This is a genomic window from Cereibacter ovatus (genome assembly GCF_900207575.1).
Classification (GTDB): domain Bacteria; phylum Pseudomonadota; class Alphaproteobacteria; order Rhodobacterales; family Rhodobacteraceae; genus Cereibacter_A; species Cereibacter_A ovatus.
This window is the reverse complement of record NZ_OAOQ01000011.1, coordinates 46,018-67,562: the sequence shown is the minus strand read 5'-3', so window position 1 is coordinate 67,562 and position 21,545 is coordinate 46,018. Positions and strand designations below refer to the sequence as shown.

General features: G+C 66.5%; 18 protein-coding genes and 1 pseudogene. 11 read left to right on the top strand and 8 right to left on the bottom strand.

The window, feature by feature from the left end; all coding sequences use genetic code 11:
• Positions 1 to 46: 46 nt before the first annotated feature.
• Both CRO07_RS12145 and bchF read right to left on the bottom strand, forming a co-directional pair.
• Positions 47 to 1,333, bottom strand: coding sequence for a ferredoxin:protochlorophyllide reductase (ATP-dependent) subunit N (locus CRO07_RS12145; protein WP_097030951.1), 1,287 nt, complete (start codon positions 1,331 to 1,333; stop codon positions 47 to 49).
• Entirely contained in the window at positions 1,330 to 1,812 is a 483-nt protein-coding gene (gene bchF / locus CRO07_RS12140; RefSeq protein WP_097030950.1) for a 2-vinyl bacteriochlorophyllide hydratase, read from the bottom strand. Before bchF ends, CRO07_RS12145 begins: the two co-directional genes overlap by 4 nt.
• A 375-nt stretch (positions 1,813 to 2,187) precedes the next feature.
• Between bchF and CRO07_RS12135 the strand changes: the two genes are divergently transcribed.
• The 8 genes from CRO07_RS12135 (at position 2,188) to idi (ending at position 11,019) form a co-directional block, all read left to right on the top strand.
• On the top strand, positions 2,188 to 2,985 hold the full coding sequence (locus CRO07_RS12135; RefSeq protein WP_097030949.1) for a cobalamin B12-binding domain-containing protein: 798 nt from the start codon (positions 2,188 to 2,190) through the stop codon (positions 2,983 to 2,985).
• A 93-nt stretch (positions 2,986 to 3,078) separates the two neighbouring features.
• The gene (ppsR, locus tag CRO07_RS12130; protein ID WP_097030948.1) at positions 3,079 to 4,434 is read left to right on the top strand and encodes a transcriptional regulator PpsR; all 1,356 of its coding nucleotides are present in this window, start codon (positions 3,079 to 3,081) and stop codon (positions 4,432 to 4,434) included.
• Between the two features lie 143 nt (positions 4,435 to 4,577).
• Positions 4,578 to 6,407: a magnesium-protoporphyrin IX monomethyl ester anaerobic oxidative cyclase gene (bchE, locus tag CRO07_RS12125; protein WP_097030947.1), complete on the top strand. Its 1,830-nt coding sequence runs from the start codon at positions 4,578 to 4,580 to the stop codon at positions 6,405 to 6,407.
• Positions 6,408 to 6,413: 6 nt separating this feature from the next.
• Positions 6,414 to 7,031: a bacteriochlorophyll 4-vinyl reductase gene (gene bchJ / locus CRO07_RS12120; protein ID WP_097030946.1), complete on the top strand. Its 618-nt coding sequence runs from the start codon at positions 6,414 to 6,416 to the stop codon at positions 7,029 to 7,031.
• Positions 7,032 to 7,105: 74 nt separating this feature from the next.
• Positions 7,106 to 8,014 (top strand): chlorophyll synthase ChlG, encoded by a 909-nt coding sequence (gene chlG, locus CRO07_RS12115; RefSeq protein WP_097030945.1) that lies wholly within the window; start codon positions 7,106 to 7,108, stop codon positions 8,012 to 8,014.
• Positions 8,011 to 9,294: a BCD family MFS transporter gene (locus tag CRO07_RS12110; protein ID WP_097030944.1), complete on the top strand. Its 1,284-nt coding sequence runs from the start codon at positions 8,011 to 8,013 to the stop codon at positions 9,292 to 9,294. The genes chlG and CRO07_RS12110 overlap by 4 nt, the downstream gene beginning before the upstream one ends.
• A 2-nt stretch (positions 9,295 to 9,296) precedes the next feature.
• Positions 9,297 to 10,481: a geranylgeranyl diphosphate reductase gene (locus tag CRO07_RS12105; RefSeq protein WP_097030943.1), complete on the top strand. Its 1,185-nt coding sequence runs from the start codon at positions 9,297 to 9,299 to the stop codon at positions 10,479 to 10,481.
• A gap of 4 nt (positions 10,482 to 10,485) precedes the next feature.
• Positions 10,486 to 11,019, top strand: coding sequence for an isopentenyl-diphosphate Delta-isomerase (idi, locus tag CRO07_RS12100; protein ID WP_097030942.1), 534 nt, complete (start codon positions 10,486 to 10,488; stop codon positions 11,017 to 11,019).
• 81 nt (positions 11,020 to 11,100) lie between these two features.
• Here the strand turns inward: idi and bchO are convergent, their stop codons facing one another.
• Genes bchO through crtA form a run of 4 tightly spaced genes read right to left on the bottom strand, consistent with a single transcriptional unit; the run spans position 11,101 to position 15,621 of the window.
• Positions 11,101 to 11,973, bottom strand: coding sequence for an alpha/beta fold hydrolase BchO (gene bchO, locus CRO07_RS12095; RefSeq protein WP_097030941.1), 873 nt, complete (start codon positions 11,971 to 11,973; stop codon positions 11,101 to 11,103).
• 3 nt (positions 11,974 to 11,976) lie between these two features.
• The gene (locus CRO07_RS12090) at positions 11,977 to 13,695 is read right to left on the bottom strand and encodes a magnesium chelatase subunit D (RefSeq protein ID WP_235840995.1); all 1,719 of its coding nucleotides are present in this window, start codon (positions 13,693 to 13,695) and stop codon (positions 11,977 to 11,979) included.
• Positions 13,671 to 14,675: a magnesium chelatase ATPase subunit I gene (bchI, locus tag CRO07_RS12085; protein ID WP_097030940.1), complete on the bottom strand. Its 1,005-nt coding sequence runs from the start codon at positions 14,673 to 14,675 to the stop codon at positions 13,671 to 13,673. The genes CRO07_RS12090 and bchI overlap by 25 nt, the downstream gene beginning before the upstream one ends.
• A 4-nt stretch (positions 14,676 to 14,679) precedes the next feature.
• The gene (crtA, locus tag CRO07_RS12080; protein ID WP_097030939.1) at positions 14,680 to 15,621 is read right to left on the bottom strand and encodes a spheroidene monooxygenase; all 942 of its coding nucleotides are present in this window, start codon (positions 15,619 to 15,621) and stop codon (positions 14,680 to 14,682) included.
• A gap of 158 nt (positions 15,622 to 15,779) precedes the next feature.
• On the opposite strand from crtA, the gene CRO07_RS12075 reads away from it, so the two are divergent.
• Genes CRO07_RS12075 through tspO form a run of 3 tightly spaced genes read left to right on the top strand, consistent with a single transcriptional unit; the run spans position 15,780 to position 18,906 of the window.
• Positions 15,780 to 17,336, top strand: a complete 1,557-nt coding sequence (locus CRO07_RS12075; RefSeq protein ID WP_097030938.1) for a phytoene desaturase — start codon at positions 15,780 to 15,782, stop codon at positions 17,334 to 17,336.
• On the top strand, positions 17,333 to 18,397 hold the full coding sequence (gene crtB / locus CRO07_RS12070; RefSeq protein ID WP_097030937.1) for a 15-cis-phytoene synthase: 1,065 nt from the start codon (positions 17,333 to 17,335) through the stop codon (positions 18,395 to 18,397). Before CRO07_RS12075 ends, crtB begins: the two co-directional genes overlap by 4 nt.
• A 29-nt stretch (positions 18,398 to 18,426) precedes the next feature.
• A complete protein-coding gene (tspO, locus tag CRO07_RS12065) occupies positions 18,427 to 18,906 on the top strand; it encodes a tryptophan-rich sensory protein TspO (protein WP_097030936.1) in 480 nt (159 codons plus the stop codon).
• Positions 18,907 to 19,048: 142 nt separating this feature from the next.
• Here tspO and crtC read toward each other — a convergent pair whose 3' ends face one another.
• A complete protein-coding gene (gene crtC, locus CRO07_RS12060) occupies positions 19,049 to 19,870 on the bottom strand; it encodes a carotenoid 1,2-hydratase (RefSeq protein ID WP_407919630.1) in 822 nt (273 codons plus the stop codon).
• A 95-nt stretch (positions 19,871 to 19,965) separates the two neighbouring features.
• A pseudogene (crtD, locus tag CRO07_RS12055) lies at positions 19,966 to 21,444 on the bottom strand (1-hydroxycarotenoid 3,4-desaturase CrtD); the annotation flags it as partial.
• Positions 21,445 to 21,545 lie beyond the last annotated feature (101 nt).

Genomic DNA, 21,545 nt, shown 5'->3' with positions numbered 1-21,545 from the left:
GCCCCTTGGCCTTGGGATAGCCGAGAATTGGGGTTCTGGGGATGCGTCATTCCGCGGCCTCGCGCCGCAGGATGGCCCGTCTCCGCAGCGGGCGGGCGAAAAGTCCCGCCAGATCGCCGGCTTGTTCGTAGAAGTGAACGGGGGTGAAGACCAGTTCGATGGCCCATTTGGTGGTGAAGCCTTCGGCTTCGAGCGGATTGGCAAGGCCAAGGCCGCAGATCGTCAGATCGGGATTCGTCGCGCGCACCCGGTCGAGCTGGCGCTCGACGTCCTGCCCTTCCGAGATCACCGGCCCCTCGGCCAGCAGGTCAAGATCGGGGCCAAGGATATCGCGGTGCAGATAGGGGGTGCCGACCTCGATCGCGGTCATCCCGCATTCGCGGGTCAGGAAGCGCGCAAGCGAGGGTTCCATCTGGCTGTCGGGGAAGAAGAACAGCGACTTGGCCTTCAGCGTCTCGGCCGCGGCGGCCACGGCCTTGCGGGCACGGGCGCGGGGCGCGGCGGTGACCTCGTCGAACTTCGCCGGGCTGACGCCGAACTCGTCGGCGATGGCTTTCAGCCAGAGCGTCGTGCCTTCCTCGCCAAAGGGGAAGGGCGCCGCGATGTGACGCGCTCCCCGGCGCAGGAGCGCACCATGCGTCTCGCCAAGGAACGGCTGGACAAGAGCAAAGACCGTGTTCGGCCCGACGCCCGGCGCCTCGGCAGCGTGATGGACGGGAAGGACGCGGATCGGCCCGATCCCCAGCGCCGTCAGCAGCGAGACCGCCTGATCTTCCACCACATCGGGCAGCGCGCCGACCAGCAGCAACTCTCGCGCGGTCGACGTGGGCAGGGTGGGGACGATCGAGGCAAGACAGGCGTCTTCGCCTTGGGTGAACGTGGTCTCGATCCCCGAGCCGGTGAAATTGTAGACCCGGACCGCCGGCCCGTGCTGCGCCGAAAGCCGCTCGGCCGCGCGGTGCAGGTCCAGCTTGATGACCTCGGACGGGCAGGAACCGACAAGGAACAACTGCTTGATGTCGGGGCGGCGCGACAGCAGCCGGTCCACCTCGCGGTCAAGTTCGGAGTTGGCGTCGGCAAGACCCGCCAGATCCTTTTCCTCAAGGATCGCGGTGCCAAAGCGCGGCTCGGCAAAGATCATCACGCCCGCCGCCGATTGCAGCAGATGGGCACAGGTGCGCGATCCGACCACAAGGAAGAAGGCGTCCTGCATCTTGCGGTGCAGCCAGATGATGCCGGTAAGGCCGCAGAACACTTCGCGCTGGCCGCGCTCTTTCAGGACATCGGCGTTGCGGCAGCCGCGGGCGGGCGGGGGCGGAAGATCGAGGCTCATTGCGCGGCCTTCATGTCGAGGCGGGCCATCCGCAGCTTCCACAGGAACTGGCCGGCGTTGATGATGTAGGTGGCATAGGCCGCAAGCGCGATGAACATCTGCGTCTCATGCGGCTGGCCGGTGAAGAGCGCCCAGAGATAGGCGGTGTGCAGCGAGATCACCGCCATCGAGAAGACGTCCTCCCAGAAGAAGGCGGGGGCGAACAGATACTTGCCGAACACCACCTTCTCCCAGATCGCGCCGGTGACCATGATCGTGTAGAGAAGGAGGGTTTTCAGCAGGATCGAGACCGTCGCGGCGGTGTAGCCCTCGCCGGTCGCCAGATACCAGAGCACCAGTCCAAGCGAGACGGCAAAGACCGCGAACTGAAGCGGCGCGAGGATCGCCTGCACCAGTGTCCAACGCGTCGCGTCGCGACGGGCGCGCTGTTCCGCGGTGTAAAGCTGCCTGCGCGGGGCCTGGGAAGTAGTGGGCTGCATCTTGAGGTTCGCCTTCCGAGAAAGGGCCCGCAAAAGGGGCGGCCTTTGGGGGAGATTATCGTTCCGATTCCGAAAGTGTCAATTCTGACTTACATCTTTTGCAGCGCGGGCGGGGTGCGGCAAAGGTGCGTATCGCCGCGGGCAAACTGCGACAATACGCCGTAATTAAAGCGTTAAAACAAGCCGCTAGGCAGTCTTGCACCGGACTGCCCGCGGCAGAGTGTCAATTTTCTTTGACATCTTCCAAGCCTTGGTGAACAGTTTCGACAAGCGTCCGGCTGAAGCCGTATGCGCCCGTTCCGGCTTGCGCTCATTGATGACCGGCCGGGGAAGGGGCGTGGCGGTGCGCCCGCCGGATGCCTGTCGGAGCGTACGATGGATGATGGGTTGCAAAGAGGAAGGACGGGACTTGCCGGCGACGGGCCGGTTGCCGTTTCCCGATTTGCCGCCGAGATCGTCGCCCGGCTGTCGGCCCGCGACGGCGCCACCAATACCCCCATCCGCGAGGATCTGGTCCGGCGCCTGCTGGATGCCGTGCGTTCGACCGAGCGCGCGCCGTTCGAAACGCTGAAGCCAGAGTTGCGCCGCGCGCGGGTCAGCCGGGTGGCCCTGGCCGAGCTTTACATCCCCGAGGTCGCCCGGCGGCTGGGGCAGGGCTGGCACGAGGATACCTGCACCTTCGCCGAGGTCACCATTGGCACCGCCCGGCTTCAGGCGATCCTGCGCGACATCGCCACGTCCTGGACGGCGGACGAGGGCGGCCTGCGCGACGGGCCGACCGTGCTGGTGCTGCTGCCCCCCGGCGAGCAGCATACGCTGGGGGCGATGGTGGCGGTGGCCAAGCTGCGGCGGCTGGGCATCTCGGTCTGTCTGCGGATCGGCACGGGGACGGCAGAGCTGCGCGAACTGTTTGTTCGCCGGGGGTTTGATGCGATTCTCATATCGATCGCACATGCGGAGATGCTTGAAGTCTGCCGCAATCTGGTGAAGACGCTGAAGGACATGACCGGAAACAGCGTGCCGGTCGCCGTCGGAGGGGCCCTTTTCCTGGACGGAACCGAGGCGGCGGCCTTGCTGGGGGCGGATATCGTGACGAACGACGTAGAAGCGGCGCTGCAAGCCTGTGGGCTGGGCGGAAGCCTTGCTGCCCGGCCGCAAGCGGCGCGCATATAGGTCGGAAGGCTCGCGGGGCGGGCACCGGATAGGACAGTGAGCTCAGACGGACGAAATATCCACGGCGGAAAGGGGCCGCTTCTCTCGCCCGACATGGTGGGCGACGTGATTGCCACGGCCGCCGACATCTCGCTGCTGGTTTCGGCCGAGGGGCTGATCCGAACAGTGATGGTCAACCCGCATCACCCGTCCTTCGGTCAGCTGTCCTCGTGGGAAGGGCGGCGGATCGAGGATGTGCTGACCCCCGAAAGCATCGCCAAGTTCCGCACCCGGTCCGAGGCGCTGGAGGCCGGGCGCGGTTCGGTCGCGGTCGAGTTGAACCATTCCGATCACCACAACTTCGAATTTCCCGTGCGCTATGTGCTGCATCGCGTGCCCGAAGACCGCTCGGTTCTGATGCTGGGCCGCGACCTGCGCCCGATCGCCGAGGTGCAGCAGCAACTGGTCGCGGCGCAGCTTGCGATGGAGCGCGACTATGAAACCCAGCGCGAAATGGAGACGCGCTACCGCGTGATCCTGGATGCCTCGCGCGATCCGATGGTGCTGGTGTCGATGTCGTCGGGGCGCATCATCGATGTGAACACGGCCGCGGCCATGCTCTTGGGGGGCGTGCGGCAGGATCTGCTGGGCGCCGCCATCGCGCAGGAATTCGAGGGCCGCCGCCGCGGCGAGTTCATGGAGACGATGGCCAATCTGGCGGTGGCCGACACGGTGACGCCGGTGGAACTGACCGCGCGGCGGTCGCAGAAACGGCTGCTGGTGACGCCCAAGGTGTTCCGTGCGGCGGGCGAGCGGCTTTTGCTGTGCCAGCTTGATCCGGCCGAGGCCGCGCAGCCGGTCAGCGACGAGTTGTCGGCGAATCTGGCGCGGCTTTACCATGAAGGTGCCGACGGGATCGTGTTCACCGATGCCGAAGGCGCGATCCGTGGGGCGAACGAGGCGTTCCTGAACATGACCGACTCGTCCAGTCTGGCCGCGGTGCGCGGCCGGTCGCTGGCCGACTTCCTTGCGCGCGGTTCGGTCGATCTGCGGGTTCTTCTCGAAAGTGTCAGGCGGACTGGACAACTGCGGCTCTATGCCACCCGACTCACGACGGACTTCGCGGGGCAGATTGCCGCAGAGCTGTCGGCCACATGGCTGGACGACCGCGAAGAGCCGCTTCTGGTTCTGGTCGTGCGCGATGCCAGCCGCGCCGACACGCTGCGTCGCCCCGCGCCGCAACCGGGCGCCGTGGACGAGCCTGTTCGCAACGTGATGGAGTTGGTGGGCAATTCGACGCTGAAGGATATCGTCGCGGAAACCACTGATGTGGTTGAGAAAATGTGTATCGAAACCGCGTTGGAGCTGACACGGAACAACCGTGTCGCGGCAGCCGAGATGCTAAGCCTGTCGCGGCAGTCGCTCTACGTCAAGTTGCGCAAGTTCGGTCTCGTCAACAAGGACGAGTGACCGGGCGCCGTGGCCACGCCCCGCCGTGGGCCTTGCGCCCCGCCTTCGGGCGCCCCCTTGGGTACGAATGGTCGCTTTGACATGCATCAAATTGCCCGGCAGAGAAGTATGTCAACTGAAATGGACACAGCGGGAGTCCACCAATGCGCATCGTATTCGTTCACCCGAACTATCACTCCGGGGGCGCCGAGATCGCCGGCAGCTGGCCCCCGGCGTGGGTCGCCTATCTTTGCGGCGCCCTGAAGAAGGCCGGCTATACCGATTACCATTTCATTGACGCGATGACGGATTACGTCTCGCACGAACAGCTTGCCGAGAAGTTCAAGCAACTTCAGCCCGACGTCGTCGCGACCACCGCCATTACCCCCTCGATCTACGAGGCCGAGGAAACGCTGAAGATCGCGATGGAAGTGGTGCCGAACGCGCTGCGCGTTCTGGGCGGCATCCACGCCACCTTCATGTTCCGTCAGGTGATCGAAGAAGCGCCGCAGGTCGACGTGATCGTGCGCGGTGAGGGCGAAGAGGTTCTGGTGAACCTGCTGCGCGCCTATGAGGCCGGCAACTTCGCCGAGACCCGCCATCAGGTGAAGGGTCTGGCCTTCCAGGAAGGCGACGAGATCATCGCCACCCCGGCGGCGCCGACCATCAAGGATGTCGACTCGATCGAGCCCGACTGGGGCATCCTGAACTGGAAGAACTACATCTACACGCCGCTTGGCGTGCGGGTGGCGATCCCGAACATGGCGCGCGGCTGCCCCTTCACCTGCTCGTTCTGCTCGCAGTGGAAGTTCTGGCGCGATTACCGCGTGCGCGACCCGAAAAAGGTCGTGGACGAGATCGAAAAGCTGGTGAACGAGCATCAGGTCGGCTTCTTCATCCTTGCGGACGAGGAACCGACGATCAACCGCAAGAAATTCATCGAATTCTGCGAGGAAATGATCGCCCGCGGCCTGCCCGACAAGGTCAAGTGGGGCATCAACACCCGCGTGACCGACATCAAGCGCGACAAGGAACTGCTGAAGTTCTACCGCAAGGCCGGTCTGGTCCACATCTCGCTTGGTACCGAGGCCGCGGCGCAGCTGAAGCTCGACGTCTTCAACAAGGAGACGACGGTGGCCGAGAACAAGGAGGCGATCCGCCTTCTGCGCGAGGCCGACATCTTCACCGAAGCCCAGTTCATCGTTGGCCTCGAGAACGAGACCAAAGAGACGCTGGAAGAAACCTTCAAGATGGTCTGGGACTGGCAGCCCGACCTTGCGAACTGGGCGATGTATACGCCGTGGCCGTTCACGCCGCTGTTCCAGGAAATGCGTGATCAGGTCGAGGTGTTCGACTATTCCAAATACAACTTCGTGACGCCGATCATGAAGCCGAAGGCGCTGACCCGCGGCGAACTGCTGGACGGCGTGATGAACAACTATCGCCGCTTCTACATGCGCAAGGCGCTGTTCCACTATCCGTGGCGCGGCACCGGCTTCCGTCGTCGGTATCTGCTTGGCTGTCTGAAGGCGTTCCTGAAGGCCGGGGTGGGGCGAACCTTCTACGACCTCGGCAAGGCCGGCTATTGGGGTCCGCAGTCCAAGGACAAGGTGGATTTCCACTTCGACGAGACCCGCAAGATCGGCAACGCCCAGATGGCCGACTGGGAGGCTTCGGCCGACCGTGCCGCCAAGGCCGCCGAACGCCGCGAGGCGCTGCGCGAGCAGGGCAAGGCCCGGGCCGCCGAGCGCACCGCCGCAAAGGCCGACGCGGCGCCGATCTTTGCGGCTGCGGCGGCTGGTGGCTGCGGCGGTCACGCGGACGGCTCTGATTGCGGCTGCGGCGGCAACAAGCAGCAACAGGTGGATGAATTCCTCGTTCCGATGGCCTGCGGTGGCGGCAAGGAACAGATGGACGAGTTCGCCATGCCGATGGCCTGTGGCGGCGGCAAGCAGCAGATGGAGGAGGACCAGCTGGTCCGTCCGGCGGAGTAATCGCCGATGACCGCGCATTCCCAGCGCATCGAGTCCGATCCGGTGGTTCACCGGATCGGGCCCAATGCGATCCTCCAGCTGATTCCGGTGCTGGATGCAGCTTTCGGTCCGGGCGCGGCCGACCGCGCCCTTGCCGCGGCGGGTGTGCCCCGGCCGGGCCCCGACTCGGGGATGTTGCCCGAGACGCAGGTCCGGACGCTGCACCGCTGGGTGCGCGAGACCCATCCGCAAGAGGCCCCGCGCCTCTTGCGCGAGGCCGGGTTGGCGACGGGGGACTATATCCTTGCCAACCGCATCCCGGCGCTGGCGCAAAAGGTGATCCGCGCGCTGCCCGCCTTTCTGGGCGCGCGCGTGCTTGCCTCGGCCATCGCCAAGCATTCCTGGACCTTCGCCGGCTCGGGCCACTTCCGCATCGTCTCGAAACGCCCGCTGTCATTCGAGATCGCGAGAAACCCCGTGGTCGCCGGAGAAAGCTCGGACATCCCGATGTGCCACTGGCACGCGGCGGTGTTCGAGCGCCTTTTTTCGCGTCTCGTCTGGCCCGATGTGGCCGTGCGCGAGACGGACTGCTGCGCCATGGGCGCCTCCGCCTGCCGGTTCGAGCTCCTGCCAAGGGGGAACTGATGCGTAATCCTGTCACTGGGGGCCGCGGGCAATCTTCTTGCCCGACTCCCTCCTGTCATGCATAGGTGACACACATGAGTGTCAATCTCTCCTTACAGCCCCGCTCTTATCCTCAGCCGAGCGCGCTGCTCGAGCTGATCCAGCCCATCACATGGTTCCCGCCGATCTGGGCCTATCTTTGCGGCACGATCTCGGTCGGGGTCTGGCCGGGCGCGCAATGGCCACTGGTGTTGCTGGGCATGTTCCTGGCCGGCCCGCTGGTCTGCGGCATGAGTCAGGCGGCGAACAACTGGTGCGACCGCCATGTGGATGCGGTGAACGAGCCGCACCGCCCGATCCCGTCGGGGCGCATTCCCGGCCGCTGGGGGCTTTACATTGCCATCATCATGTCGGTCGCCTCGCTGGCGGTGGGCTGGATGCTGGGCCCATGGGGCTTTGGCGCCACTGTCTTTGGCGTGCTGGCGGCCTGGGCTTACTCGATCGAACCGATCCGCCTGAAGCGGTCGGGATGGTGGGGGCCGGGCCTTGTCGCGCTGTGCTATGAAGGGCTGCCCTGGTTCACCGGCGCGGCCGTGCTGTCGGCGGGGGCGCCCAACTTCTTCATCGTGTCGATCGCGCTGCTTTATGCCTTTGGCGCGCACGGCATCATGACGCTGAACGATTTCAAGGCGCTGGAAGGCGACCGTCAGCATGGTGTGCGATCGCTGCCTGTGGTTCTCGGCCCCGAGGTCGCGGCCAAGCTGGCCTGCACGGTGATGGCGCTGGCGCAGATGCTGGTGATCTCGTTGCTGGTGATCTGGGGCAAGCCGATCCATGCGGCGGCAATCGGGGCGCTGCTGGTGGCGCAACTGGTCGCGATGCGGGTTCTGCTGCGCGATCCGGCGGGCAAGTGCCCGTGGTATAACGGCACCGGCGTCACGATGTATGTGCTGGGCATGATGGTTGCCGCCTTCGCGATCCGCGGGCTGGAGGTCATGCCGTGACCCTGGGCTGGATCGGCATCTTCCGGCTGGGTCTTGTGCAGATGAGCCTTGGCGGAATGGTGGTGCTGACCACCTCGACGCTGAACCGGCTGATGGTGGTTGAACTGGCCCTTCCCGCGGTGCTGGCGGGTGTTCTGGTCGCGCTGCATTATGCGGTGCAGATCACCCGGCCGTCCTGGGGCTATCGCTCGGACACGTCGGGCAACCGCACGCGCTGGATCGTTGGCGGCATCACGGTGCTGGCGATCGGCGCCTTCTCGGCCTCGGCCGGGGTGGTGATGATGGGCCATGCCTTCTGGCCCGGTCTGATGCTGTCCTTCGTGGCCTATCTGCTGATCGGCCTTGGCGCCGGGGCGGGGGGAACCTCGCTTCTGGCGCTGATGGCGACCTGCACCCGGCCCGACCGTCGCGCCGCGGCCGCCACCATCACCTGGCTGATGATGATCTTCGGCATTGCCGCCACCGCCGGAACCGTGGGTGCGCTGCTGGAACCCTATTCGCCGGAGTTGCTGCTGGAAATCGTGGCCACCGTCTGCATCGGCAGCGTGATCCTGACCGTTCTGGCGACCTGGGGGGTCGAACGCGGCCTGACGGCCGAGCCCGAACCCGACGCCGCGCCCCTGATGCAGGGCCTGCGTGAGATCTGGGCCGAGCCGCGGGCGCGGATCTTCACCTTCTTCGTCTTCCTGTCGATGACCGCCTATTTCATGCAGGAACTGATCCTTGAACCCTATGCCGGCTTCGTCTTCGGCCTGACGCCGGGGCAGACCACCTCGCTTTCGGGGGCGCAGAACGGCGGCGTCTTCGTCGGCATGCTGGCCGTGGGCATCGGGCAAAGCGCGCTGCGCATCGGCTCGCTTCGGTCGTGGGTGGTGACGGGGTGCCTTGGCTCGGCGTTGGCGCTGCTGGCGATCGCGCTTCTGGGGCAGATGAACCTGCCGCTGATCGTGCCGGCCGTGGTGATGATGGGCCTGTTCAATGGCATGTTCGCCGTCGCCGCCATCGGGTCGATGATGCAGCTTGCCAGCGAGGGCCGCACCGCCCGCGAGGGAACCCGCATGGGCCTGTGGGGCGCGGCGCAGGCCGTTGCCGCAGGTTTCGGCGGCCTTGCCGGCGCGGGCGCGGCCGATCTTCTGCGCCTTTGGACTTCCATTCCCACCGCTTTCGGCCTTGTCTTCATCGTCGAGGCCGCTCTGTTCGTCGTTTCTGCGCTGATGGCGCTTCGTATCCTGGAAGGTGGGCGCGGAATGCCCGCCGGCCGGCTTGTGCCTGGAGAGTGATCATGGCCTATGATGTTTTCGTTGTGGGTGGCGGCCCGTCGGGCGCCACGGCGGCCGATGAGCTGGCACGGGCCGGCAAGCGCGTGGCGCTTCTGGACCGTGAGGGCCGCATCAAACCCTGCGGCGGCGCGATCCCGCCGCGGCTGATTGCCGATTTCGACATTCCCGACAGCCAGATCGTGGCGCGGATCAAGACCGCGCGCATGATCTCGCCCACCGGCCGCAAGGTCGATATCCCGATCGAGGGCGGCTTTGTCGGCATGGTCGACCGCGAGCATTTCGACGAATGGCTGCGCCGCCGCGCGGCCAAGTCGGGCGCCGAACGCCTCACCGGCACCTTCCTGCGGATCGAGCGCGACAGCTTCCACACCTTCGTGGTCTGGCGCGACAAGCAGTCGGGCGAGGAACGCCGGTCCGAGACCAAGCTGGTGATCGGGGCCGATGGCGCCAAGTCGGATGTGGCCCGCGCCGAGGTGCCCGGTGGCGACAAGATCCCGATGGTCATCGCCTATCACGAGATCATCAAGCCGCCGACCGATCCCGCCATCGACTACGATCCCACCCGCTGCGACGTGATCTATGATGGCCGCGTCAGCCCCGATTTCTACGGCTGGATCTTCCCGCACGGCGGGACGGCCTCGGTCGGCATGGGAACCGGCATCCATGGCTTTGACCTGAAAGCTGCGACGGCGCTGCTGCGCAAGCAGGGCGGGCTTGAAAACTGCGAGACCATCCGCAAGGAAGGCGCGCCGATCCCGTTGCAACCGCTTGATAAATGGGACAACGGCAAGGATGTGGTGCTGGCGGGCGACGCCGCGGGCGTCGTGGCGCCGTCCTCGGGCGAGGGGATCTATTACGCCTTCGTCGGCGGGCAGGTGGCGGCCAAGGCCTGCCTTGCCTGCCTGAAGTCGGGCCGCGCCAGCGACCTGCAACTGGCGCGCAAGATGTTCATGGCCGACCACAAGACCGTGTTCAAGGTTCTGCGTTCGATGCAGGATGCCTATTATCGTGACGATGAACGCCGTGAACGCTTTGTCAGCCTGTGCCACGATACCGACGTCCAGCGTCTGACGTTCGAGTCCTACATGAACAAGAAGCTGACCAGCAAACAGCCTTGGGCCCATATCAAGATCGGCTTCAAGAACGTGATGCACCTGTCGCGGCTGGTGTCGCCGCAATGGACCTGACGGCATGAGCGAGATGGTTCCCGCCTGGGTCGATGGTCGCCTGATGCCGGTCGAAAAACTTGAGGCGCATCAGCGCGGACTTCGCCACAAGGCGATTTCCGTGTTCGTCATGGCCGGGGATTCGGTGCTGATCCAGCGCCGGGCCGCCGGCAAATATCACACGCCGGGTCTGTGGGCGAACACCTGCTGCACCCATCCGCGCTGGGGCGAAGAGGCGGCCGATTGTGCCGTCCGTCGCCTGCGCGAAGAACTGGGGATCACCGGGCTGGTCACGGTGTTCGCCGATCAGGTTGAATACCGCGCCGATGTTGGCGGCGGCTTGATCGAGCACGAGGTGGTCGACATCTTCGTGGCCGAGGCGCCGCAGGATCTGCCGGTTTCGCCCGACCCGGAAGAAGTCTGGGAGACCCGCTGGATCGATCTGAACGATCTGTCGCGCGAGGTGCAGGACCACCCCGAGCGGTTCACCCCTTGGCTTCGGATCTATCTGGCCGACCATATGGAGCGGATCTTTGGCAAGATGCGCGTGGTTCAATAAGGCCCGCAGCCGATACGCAAAGGGCGGCTTCCGATCAGGAAGCCGCCCTTTGTATTTCGCGCTTCGTGAATGAACGCGTGCTTAAGTCTCAGAAGTAACGTGCTTTTCCAGCCACGGCAGCAGGATTGCCGTCACCGCTGCCGCATTTTCCTCATGCGCCAGATGGCCAAGGCGGGGCAGTTCGACATACTCTCCGAGTGGCATCCGAGCGGCCGCCTCGCGCGAAATGCGGGCGGGCACGGTGCCGTCCTTCGCACCCGCGATCAGCAGCGCCGGCAGGTCGATCGCCGGCAGGCGACGTTGCAGCGCATCCAGCCGCCATTGCGCCATCATCGCCAGCGTGCCATCGACATGGACATGATCGCTGATCAGGGTCAGATATTGCCGCAGGCCGGCCTCGTCCAGATCCGACCCGGTCGAGCCGATCAGCCGCCGCACCCGATCCTCGACCCCGAACAGCCGTGCCGCCATTGGCGGAATGAACGGGTTCAGCGCCAGCATCTTGGCAATCAGTGGGAACAGCCAGCCGGCCGTGCCCTCGAAATTGCCAAGTGCTGCATTCACGCCCACCACCGCACGGGGCGGGGTGAGTAAAATCTCGGACAGCCTTAGTGCAAGGGCGGCACCGGCGGAGTGGCCGATGATCGCCACCGGGCGCCAGCCTTCGGCCTGACACAGGGCCGCCATGTCGCCGGCCATCGCTTCCAGCGAAAAGCGGCGGCTGCCCGCCTTGGTGAAGCCCTGACCCGGCAGGTCAGGCGCCACGACCCTGTAGTGCGGCGTCAGCAGCGGCACAAGATTTCGCCATGAATGGGTCGATCCGCCTGCGCCATGCAGCAGCAGAAGTGTGGGGCCCTCGCCCTGATCCAGCACGCACCATTGATGCGGCGCACAGTCGATGCGGCGCATGAAGCCTCGGCCGGGCCAGTCTGGTGGCATCCGGTCGAGGTCCATGGATCAGTCCCCCATCGCCGCGCCCAGCACCGACGACAGCCGGTGCGCATCCGCCCGCGGCAGCGCGATATAGGGCGCATCCAGCGCCCGGGCGAGGTTCGCCAGCGACGGCTGTGGCCGGTTCGCGGTATCGATCACCAGCGCCGGCAGACCCGAGGCCCGCAGCGAGGTTGCCAGCTTCAGCGCGTCCTCTTCCGCCTGCGCGCGGTTGGCGCTGCCATCCAGCGCGATGTTGCCGCGCCCGTCGGTCAGAAGTGCCACGGTCGGCGTCATCCCCCGGGCACGGGCCTGAATGCCCACCGCCAGCGCCAGCCGAAGCCCATGCGCCAGTGGCGTGCCACCGCCGCCCGGCAGGCCGGCAAGCCGCCGTTTGGTCTGCACCAGACTGCGCGTCGGCGGCAGGATCAGTTCGGCATCGCGACCGCGGAAGGCCAGAAGCGAGACGTGATCGCGCCGGGCATAGGCCTGAGCCAGCAACAGTTCGATCGCGCCCTTGGCTTCGGACAGACGCGCCATCGCCGAAGACCCCGAGGCGTCGACGGCAAAGATCAGCACCCGGTCCGAGGTCTCGCGGAACCGTTTGATGCGGATGTCGGACGGTCGGACCAGAAGGACCGCGTCGGTCTGCTGCTGGCGCCGGCGCAGCGGTTGCCACGGCGCGGCGGCCCGCAGGGTGCCGACAAGATCGATCCGCGCGCCGGTGCCCAGACGGCCCTGCCGCGAGGGCAGGGGACGGCCGCGGCGGTTGCCCGATTTCGCAGAGCCGGTGCCGGTGGCCCCCCGTGCCATCCGCGCGGCGCGGCCGGCGGCAAGCTGTTCCAGCAGGTCCGAGGGCAGGGCGGCGCGCACGGCCTCGACCAGCATTTCTTCGGGGAACATTTCCTCGCCTTGCTGCTGTTCGGGCGGCGGCGGGGTGTCGGTATCGTCGGGCTGGTCTTCCGGCGGTTCGGGTTCCGGCGGCGCTTCTTCGGTTGCGGGCAGCGCGCGATGGGCAAAGACCAGATCCGCGGCGCGGCGCAGGTCATCGTCGGTCACCGAATCGTGGCCTTCCCACGCGGCTTGCGCGCGGGCGGCGGCAAGGGCCAGCGTCGGCGCGCGAAGGCTGGCGATGCCCAGTTGTGCGGCGACACGGGCCAGCGTTTCACCGGCCCGCGCGGGTGTCACCACCTGCGCCAGACGGGTGCGGGCGGCGGCAAGTCGGTCGGGGTCCAGTGCGATGTCGCGGGTTTCGCTCCATTGCAGGCCGTCGATGTCCAGAAACAGCCCCAGCCGGTCGACAAGGCCCAAGGGCAGCAGTTCGTCCTTTTCGGCGCCTTCATCCAGCGCGATCAGGCAGTGCCGCGGCTGATCTAGGGCCGTGCCCAGCCGGGCGGCAAGGCCCGCGGGGCTGCGTTCGGCCATCGCCAGCACCAGCGCCGAGGGCGCATCCAGAATACCGCGCTGAATCACCGGGCTGCCCGATGACAGCGTGGCGGCCAGATCCAGCCCGCCGAACAACGCATCGTCGCCGATGGTCGGATGGATGCGCCGCACCGGCAGCGGCAGCGCCGACAGCGCCGCCGTGATCCGGTCGCGCAGGCCGCTGGCCCGCGCCCGAAGCCACAGGCCCTTGAGGCCCGCGGGATCGATTGCAAGAAGCGTCAGAGCCGCCTCGACCCGTTCCCAGGGTGTCAGCGGCTCGGGGGTGACAGCTTGTGTCAGGGCAGAACCTCCGCCACGCAACGCTCGACCCGAGAGGTCGACCCTGCTTCATCCAGCGGATCGCGCCGCAGGCGGTGCGACAGCGCCATGGTGGCGACTGCGCGCAGATCCTCGCGGGTGACCGCGTCCTTGCCGTCGAAGGCGGCTTGCGCGCGGGCCGCGCGCAGCAGCGTCAGTTCGCCGCGCAGACCGTCCGATCCCAGCGCGATGCACAGCGAGGCGCAATCGTGCAGAACCGTGTTCGGGGTCTTGAGGCCCGACAGCGCGGCACGCGCCCCAAGGATGCGGCCGCGAAGCTGCATGTCCTCGGCGCCCCATTTGTCCATGAAATTCGCATGGTCGGCGTCATAGGCATCGCGGCGGGTGATGACCTCGACCCGGGTTTCCACGTCGCGCGGGCTGCGAACCTCGACCGACAGGCCGAAGCGGTCCAGAAGCTGCGGACGCAACTCGCCTTCCTCGGGGTTGCCCGAGCCGACCAGCACGAAGCGGGCCGGGTGGCGGATCGACAGGCCCTCGCGTTCGACCACGTTTTCGCCGGACTGCGCCACGTCAAGCAGCAGGTCCACGATATGGTCTTCGAGAAGGTTGACTTCGTCGATGTAAAGATAGCCGCGGTTGGCGCGGGCAAGCAGGCCGGGTTCAAAGGCCTTTTCGCCGCGGGTGAGGGCGCGCTCGATATCAAGCGCGCCCACCACACGGTCCTCTGTCACGCCGAGCGGCAGGTCGACCACGGGGGTCGGCCGCTCGATCATCGTGGTCGAGGAAACCTGCGCCCATTCCGGGCAATCCTCGGGGCGGGCAGAGTTCACGGGGCAGCCTTCGACCGCCTGGATCTGCGGCAGAAGCGCCGCAAGAGCACGGACGGCGGTGGACTTGCCGGTGCCACGATCGCCGAACACCAGCACGCCGCCGATGCCCGGGTCGATCGCAGTCAGCACCATGGCCTGCTTCATCTGCTCCTGACCGACGATGGCCGAGAAGGGGAAGGGTTTTCTCATATCCTCAAGCGTTCTCTTTGCGGCCGCCCTTGCCGGGCTTGCCCTTGTGGGTGAAGGAGGGCTGCGGCGCGGGTTTCGCGGCGGCCGGAGCCGGAGCGGGTTTCGGAGCCTCGACCTTCGCGGATTCGAAAGCCGGAGCGGGCTTGGGGGCCTCGACCGCCGGGGCAGGTTTCGGTGCCGCGGCAGCAGGAGCCGGTTTCGGAGCCTCGGCCGGCTTGAACTGTTTCAGCGCGTCACCGACCGGGTCCTTGCCTTCCCATTTACCAATGGTTCCGGCGATCCGGAAGCGGGCAAATAGGGCTTCCTTGAACCAGCCTTCTTCGTAGCCTTTCTTGATCGCTTCCGCATGGGCGCCCGAGCCGTAGGCGAATTTCACCATCGACTCTGAATCCGGCCAGACCGAGAAGGTCATCTGCTGCGAGAAGGGAATCTCGCCCATGCCGATCTTGAAGACCACATCGGCATCCTTGCCGATCATGTGGCTGACCGGGGGCTCATAGCTCCAGAAGCGTTCGATCTTCCAGAAGTTGAGCGTGGCCCGGGTCAGGGCGGCGATAGGCCGCACGTTGTCGGGGTCGATCTCGCCGGGTTCGCCGGGTTTCGTGACGTCGAAGGGCATCGAGTTGTCCCATTTGCCACGCCCGTTGATCGGGTTCAGCAGGACCGTATAGCCTTCGTCCGCAATGCCAGCCCACTTCTTGTAGATTGCCGATTCGGCCACTTCCTGACGCGCGGTCGCCTCGTCCGGCCAGACGGCCAGCAGCCCCCAGACATCCCAGTTCGGCTTGGGGGTAAAGCCTTCCCCGGTGCCGGAGCCGAGCATCTTCCAGAACTTGGCCTTCGGCATATACTGCATGCCGAGCTTGTTGGCGGTCATCTGGGCAAGCGCCCAGAGGCGCTTTTCGGGGGTGGTGAATCGGAAGAAACTGAGCGTGACAGTCTGCATGTCATATCCTCCTGCAGATGCGGGTGGCGCGATCAAACATCGAACCGTGTCGGCCCGACATTAGTCGCGAAGTCGCACCGCCCTCAAGGCGCATTGTAAACCTGACTAGACAGTCTATTGTGAGCGGCATGTTGACAGAGCCTTGCAGGAGTTCCGCCATGCCCCCGCTTTCCACCCATTCAGAGGCCGACCACGCCATCGTGATCGGCTCGGGGCTTGGGGGCCTTTCGGCTGCCATGCGCCTTGGCGCCAAGGGGTGGCGGGTGACCGTCATCGACAAGCTCGATGTGCCGGGCGGGCGCGGTTCGTCGATCACGAAGGACGGCCACCGCTTCGATCTGGGCCCGACCATCGTCACCGTGCCGCAGTCGCTGCGCGAGTTGTGGGCCACCTGCGGCCGCGACTTCGACAAGGATGTGGCGCTCAAGCCGATCGATCCGTTCTACGAAGTGCGCTGGCCCGACGGGTCGAACTTCACCGTGCGCCAATCGACCGAGGCGATGAAGGCCGAGGTCGCGCGGCTGTCGCCGGGCGACGTGGCGGGCTACGAGCAGTTCCTGAAGGACAGCGAGAAACGCTACTGGTTCGGCTATGAAAACCTCGGCCGCCGCTCGATGCACGAGCTTTGGGAGCTGATCAAGGTTCTGCCGATCTTCGGCTGGCTGCGGGCCGACAAGTCGGTCTACCAGCACGCCGCGGCGCGGGTGAAGGACGAACGGCTGCGGATGGCGCTGTCGTTCCATCCGCTGTTCATCGGCGGCGACCCCTTCAACGTCACCTCGATGTATATCCTCGTCAGTCAGCTGGAGAAGGAATACGGCGTTCACTACGCCATCGGCGGCGTGCAGGCGATCGCCAGCGCCATGGCCAAGGTGATCGAAGGGCAGGGCGGCAGCTTCCGCATGAACACGGAAGTCGATGAGATCCTTGTGGAAAACGGCACTGCCAAGGGTGTCCGTCTGGCATCCGGCGAAGAAATCCGGGCGGGGCTTGTGGTGTCGAACGCCGACGCCGGCCACACCTACATGCGGCTTCTGCGCAATCACAAGCGCAAGCGGTGGACCGATGCGCATCTGAAAAGCCGGCGCTGGTCGATGGGTCTGTTCGTCTGGTATTTCGGCACCAAGGGCACGCGGAACATGTGGCCCGACGTGGGGCACCACACGATCGTCAACGCCCCGCGCTACAAGGGTCTGGTCGAGGACATCTTCATCAAGGGCAAGCTTGCCAAGGACATGGCCCTTTACATCCATCGTCCGTCGATCACCGATCCGACCGTGGCGCCCGAGGGCGACGATACCTTCTACGCCCTCTCGCCGGTGCCGCACCTGAAACACGACCATGCGGTGGACTGGAAGGCGATGGAAGAGTCCTATCGCGAAAGCGTCCTTGAGGTGCTGGAACAGTCGATGCCGGGCATTGGCGAACGGGTCAGCGCCTCGCTGGTCTTCACGCCGGAAACCTTCCGTGATCGCTATCTCAGCCCGTTCGGGTCGGCCTTCTCGATCGAGCCGCGCATCCTGCAATCGGCGTGGTTCCGGCCGCACAACATCTCGGAAGAGGTCAAGGGCCTGTATCTGGTCGGCGCGGGCACCCATCCGGGCGCCGGCGTGCCGGGCGTGATCGGCTCGGCCGAGGTGATGGCGAAACTGGCCCCCGACGCGCCCGGGGCGCGCCGCGCCTCCCAACCCGCAGAGAGGCTTGCCGCAGAATGATCGCGCCCGCCGACCTCGACGCCTGTCGCGAGATGATCCGGACGGGCTCTTATTCATTCCACGCCGCTTCGCGGTTGCTGCCCGAGAAGGTGCGCGCGCCGGCGCTGGCGCTTTATGCCTTCTGCCGGGTGGCGGATGACGAGGTCGACGAAGCGGTGAACGAAGGCCAGCAAGAGGACGCCGAGGCCAAGCGCCGCGCCGTCCTTTCCCTGCGCGACCGGCTGGATCTGGTCTATGCCGGCCGGCCGAAAAATGCGCCCGCCGACCGGGCCTTCGCCGCGGTGGTGGAAGAGTTCGAGATGCCGCGGACCCTGCCCGAGGCATTGCTGGAAGGGCTGGCCTGGGACGCGGTGGGGCGAACCTACGACACGTTCTCGGGGGTGCTGGACTATTCGGCGCGGGTGGCGGCGGCGGTGGGGGCGATGATGTGCGTCCTGATGCGCGTGCGCGACCCCGATGTGCTGGCGCGGGCCTGCGATCTGGGCCTTGCGATGCAGTTGACGAATATCGCGCGCGATGTCGGCACCGATGCGCGTTCGGGGCGGATCTACCTGCCGCGCGACTGGATGGAAGAGGCGGGCCTTCCGTTCGAGGACTTTCTGGCCAATCCCGTCGCCTGCAAACGCATCCGCGGTGTGACCAAACGGCTGCTGCTGGCCGCTGACCGCCTTTACTATCGTTCGGAATCGGGTGTTTGCGGTCTGCCGCTGGCCTGCCGGCCGGGTATCTATGCCGCGCGGCACATCTATGGGGCCATCGGCGCCGAGATTGCGCGCAACGGCTATGACAGTGTTACGCGGCGCGCCTATACCAACCGCTGGCAGAAGCTGGGCTTTCTGACGCTGTCGGCCACGCGGGCGGCGCTGTCGCCGGTCGGGCCGGGCTGCGCCACGCTTCACGCCGCGCCCGCCCCCGAGGTGGCCTTCCTTGTCAATGCCGCGGCGCGGGCCAAGCCGCATCGCGGCCGCTCGGATGCGCTGATCGCGGTTCTGGCCCAGCTTGAGGCGCAGGATCGGCGCATCACGCGCCAGCGCATGGGGAACCGCGCCAACCCGATCTAGGTTCTCGTGAAGGTAACACCGGAGTAACGATGATGAACATGGACTGGGCTCTCTTCCTGACATTCCTCGCCGCCTGCGGCGCGCCCGCGACGACGGGGGCGCTGATGAAGCCCGACGAGTGGTATGATGGGTTGAACAAGCCGTGGTGGAACCCGCCGCGCTGGGTGTTCCCGTTGGCCTGGACCTCGCTTTACTTTCTGATGAGCCTTGCCGCGATGCGGGTGGCGCAACTGGAGGGTTCGGGGCAGGCGCTGGCGTTCTATGCGGCGCAGATCGCCTTCAACACGCTGTGGACGCCGGTGTTTTTCGGGCTGAAGCGGATGGCGACCGGGCTTGCGGTGGTGGCGATCATGTGGCTGTTCGTGGCCGCGACGATGTGGAGCTTCTTCCAGCTCGATATCTGGGCCGGGGTATTGTTCGTGCCCTATCTGATCTGGGCGACCGCGGCGACGGGGCTGAATCTGGAAGCGGTCCGGCTGAACTGGAGCCGCCCGGAAGCGCGGGCCTGAGCTTTCGGTCCGAAACGGAATGCGGCGCCTTGACGGGCGCCGCTTTTCTTGTGGCGGGTGGGGCAGGGGGCTGTCTGCCCCCGCCGGCCCTGACGGGCCGACTCCCCCGAGGATATTTTGGCCAGAATGAAAGCGGCGTGGGTTACGGTGTGAAGTTCCAGCCGGGGCGGCGCGGGACGCGGACGGCCAGCATCGGCATCAGAAGCGGCGAGGCGAAGCGGCGCAGGTCGAGGGCTTCGTGGACGCCGACCGTGGTCTGGCCGAAGACGGTGGTTTCAACCAACGAGCGCGAGTAGAACGGGGCGTCGAGCATGGACATCACCTGCCGCGGTTTCGTGCCGGGGTCTGCCGGCGTGTGGCGTTCGACAAACCAGCCCGAGCGGCGGAACCGGGCGGGCGGGGGGGGCTGGATCATGCGGGCGCGGCCGTCGGTCGAGACGTGGAGGCCGATTTCCAGCCGTGAGCCGTCCTTGCGGGTGGCGTCGTAGAAGCAGGCGGCGCCGTCGGCCACCGGGTAGCGGCCCCAGGTCCAGAAGCGGAAGTCGGCCTCGAGTGCGGCGCTGCCGAAGTTGGCGTCGAAATAGCCGTGTCCGTGCCAGCGGTGGCCCTGGGTCAGGTCGACCTCGATCCGGGCGGTGGGCGAGAACGGGCGCCAGATGTGCGAGCCGTCTTCGGTCAGCGCCACCTCGACATCGGTGAGGCCTGCGGGTGTCAGGATGATGCGCCCCTTGACAGGGGAGACCACGGGGGGGGCCGAGACCTCGTTCACCTCGACGATCAGTTGTGTTCCGGTCCAGTGCATCCGGCTGGGGCCGACGGTCAGGGTGTCCTTCGTCTGCCGCAGGGCTGCGCGGCCGCGGTCGGTCATGGTGAAGCGGCCGCCGGGGCCATAGGTGGCGACGTTGATGCAGCAGTGGTTCTGTGGCTCGTGTCGGCCCGACCAGCGATACCACGGCGAGAACACCGAGCCGATGAAGCCGATGACCGAGACCGCTTTCGTGCCGTCATCCGAGACGCCATCGAGATACCACCAGGCATAGCCGTCGGGGTCGACCTTCAGCGCGAAGCAAGGGCCGTCAGAATCGCCTCGGCCGCGTGCTGTCCGGAGAGGGCCGCCATCGGCACCCCCGCCCCCGGGTGCGCCCCGCCCCCCGCCAGCCACAGCCCCGGCAGCGTCGTCCGCGCCAGGGGCCGTTTCAGCGAGGCCAGCGCCCCGTGCGGGCTGAGCCCGTAGATCGACCCCTGCGAGCCCGGAAACAGGGTCGCGAAGCCCGAGGGCGGTGTCAGCGCCGTCTGTCCCGGCACCGGATCGAAGGTCAGTCCGAATTGTCTCAGTCGGTCGAAGGTGCGGCTGCGGCATAGCGCGAAGTCCTCGGGTCTTTCGGGGCGGCCGGGCGGCCCGTTCATGATGATCTCGAAACGCTCGGGTCCGTCGGGCATCTGCCCGGCAGAGCGATCCTCGGCGCAGATGTAGAGTGTCGCATCCTCGGGCATCTGTCCTGCGGCGATCGGTCCGAACTCTCGTCGTGGGTCGTCGGCGAAGAAGACGTTGTGATGGACGAGGGGTTGGCCCGTGGCGCGGGCGGCGTAGGACCAGACCCAGGCCGAGAGGCTGCGGGGATGGACCGAGGTCTCGGCCACCGCCGTCCGTGGCCCGTCGCCCAGAAGGCCGGCAAGAAGTGCCGCCGGATCGCCGTTGAACACCACATGATCGGCATGAAGCGACCGGCCGTCGGCCAGTTGCACGCCGGTCGCACGGCCGCCCTGGCGCAGGATGCGCGCCACGGGCTGGCCATAGCGCAGCGCCACGCCCTGATCTTCGGCCAGACGGGCCAGCGCATGGGCCAGCCGGTGCATCCCACCCTCGACCGCCCAGACGCCCTGGGCTTCGGCGGCCCAGATCAGGGCGAGAACGCCCGGCGAGCGGTAGGGCGAGCCGCCGACATAGGTGGCATATCGGCCGAACAGTTGCCGCAGCCGCCGGTCGCGGAAATGGGCGGCCAGCAGCCGGTCCAGCGTCACGCCGGGCAGCAGTGCGGGCCAGGTTTTCGGGTCTTTCAGCGCCGCGATCGCGATGGCCTTCTGGTCGGGACGGGACGCGCGCATCATCGGTGCGTCGAAAGCGTCATAAAGCCGCGCCGACAGCGCGTGGAAGCGGCGGAAACCCTCGGCCTCGCGCTTGCCTGCGAAGCGGGACACCGCGTCGACATTCTCGGCCAGGTCGGTTGTCAGGTCGAGTGTGCTGCCATCGGTCCACCAGTGGCGGGCCAGCAGCGGCTGCGGGATCAGCTTCAGGTGATGGTCAAGCTTTTGGCCGCAAGTCTCGAAAAGATCATCGAAAACGCTGCGCAGGGTCAGGACTGTCGGCCCCGCGTCCACCGGGCCTGCGATACTGGGGATCGTGCGCATCCGGCCGCCGGGCGCATCCCGCGCCTCGACAAGCGTCACCTCGCACCCCGCCCGCGCCAGCCGGATCGCAGAGGCAAGCCCCCCCATCCCTGCGCCGACCACGACAACTTTCGCTGCAATCTGTCTCATGTCCGGAATTGTTGACACCTCGGTGCAGGCTGTCCAGTATGAATGACATGAAGGTGTAATAAAAAGTTGACACCTGTGGAGTCGGCGGCACGGTGGCCGCC

What these genes read in the sequence shown, in the direction of transcription:
- bchI (WP_097030940.1), bottom strand. Translation starts at nt 14,675, where the DNA reads ATGAGAAAACCCTTCCCCTTCTCGGCCATCGTCGGTCAGGAGCAGATG.
- bchF (WP_097030950.1), bottom strand. Translation starts at nt 1,812, where the DNA reads ATGCAGCCCACTACTTCCCAGGCCCCGCGCAGGCAGCTTTACACCGCG.
- idi (WP_097030942.1), top strand. Translation starts at nt 10,486, where the DNA reads ATGAGCGAGATGGTTCCCGCCTGGGTCGATGGTCGCCTGATGCCGGTC.
- CRO07_RS12145 (WP_097030951.1), bottom strand. Translation starts at nt 1,333, where the DNA reads ATGAGCCTCGATCTTCCGCCCCCGCCCGCCCGCGGCTGCCGCAACGCC.
- bchO (WP_097030941.1), bottom strand. Translation starts at nt 11,973, where the DNA reads ATGGACCTCGACCGGATGCCACCAGACTGGCCCGGCCGAGGCTTCATG.
- bchE (WP_097030947.1), top strand. Translation starts at nt 4,578, where the DNA reads ATGCGCATCGTATTCGTTCACCCGAACTATCACTCCGGGGGCGCCGAG.
- tspO (WP_097030936.1), top strand. Translation starts at nt 18,427, where the DNA reads ATGATGAACATGGACTGGGCTCTCTTCCTGACATTCCTCGCCGCCTGC.
- ppsR (WP_097030948.1), top strand. Translation starts at nt 3,079, where the DNA reads ATGGTGGGCGACGTGATTGCCACGGCCGCCGACATCTCGCTGCTGGTT.
- CRO07_RS12105 (WP_097030943.1), top strand. Translation starts at nt 9,297, where the DNA reads ATGGCCTATGATGTTTTCGTTGTGGGTGGCGGCCCGTCGGGCGCCACG.
- CRO07_RS12135 (WP_097030949.1), top strand. Translation starts at nt 2,188, where the DNA reads ATGGATGATGGGTTGCAAAGAGGAAGGACGGGACTTGCCGGCGACGGG.
- bchJ (WP_097030946.1), top strand. Translation starts at nt 6,414, where the DNA reads ATGACCGCGCATTCCCAGCGCATCGAGTCCGATCCGGTGGTTCACCGG.
- chlG (WP_097030945.1), top strand. Translation starts at nt 7,106, where the DNA reads ATGAGTGTCAATCTCTCCTTACAGCCCCGCTCTTATCCTCAGCCGAGC.
- crtA (WP_097030939.1), bottom strand. Translation starts at nt 15,621, where the DNA reads ATGCAGACTGTCACGCTCAGTTTCTTCCGATTCACCACCCCCGAAAAG.
- CRO07_RS12075 (WP_097030938.1), top strand. Translation starts at nt 15,780, where the DNA reads ATGCCCCCGCTTTCCACCCATTCAGAGGCCGACCACGCCATCGTGATC.
- crtB (WP_097030937.1), top strand. Translation starts at nt 17,333, where the DNA reads ATGATCGCGCCCGCCGACCTCGACGCCTGTCGCGAGATGATCCGGACG.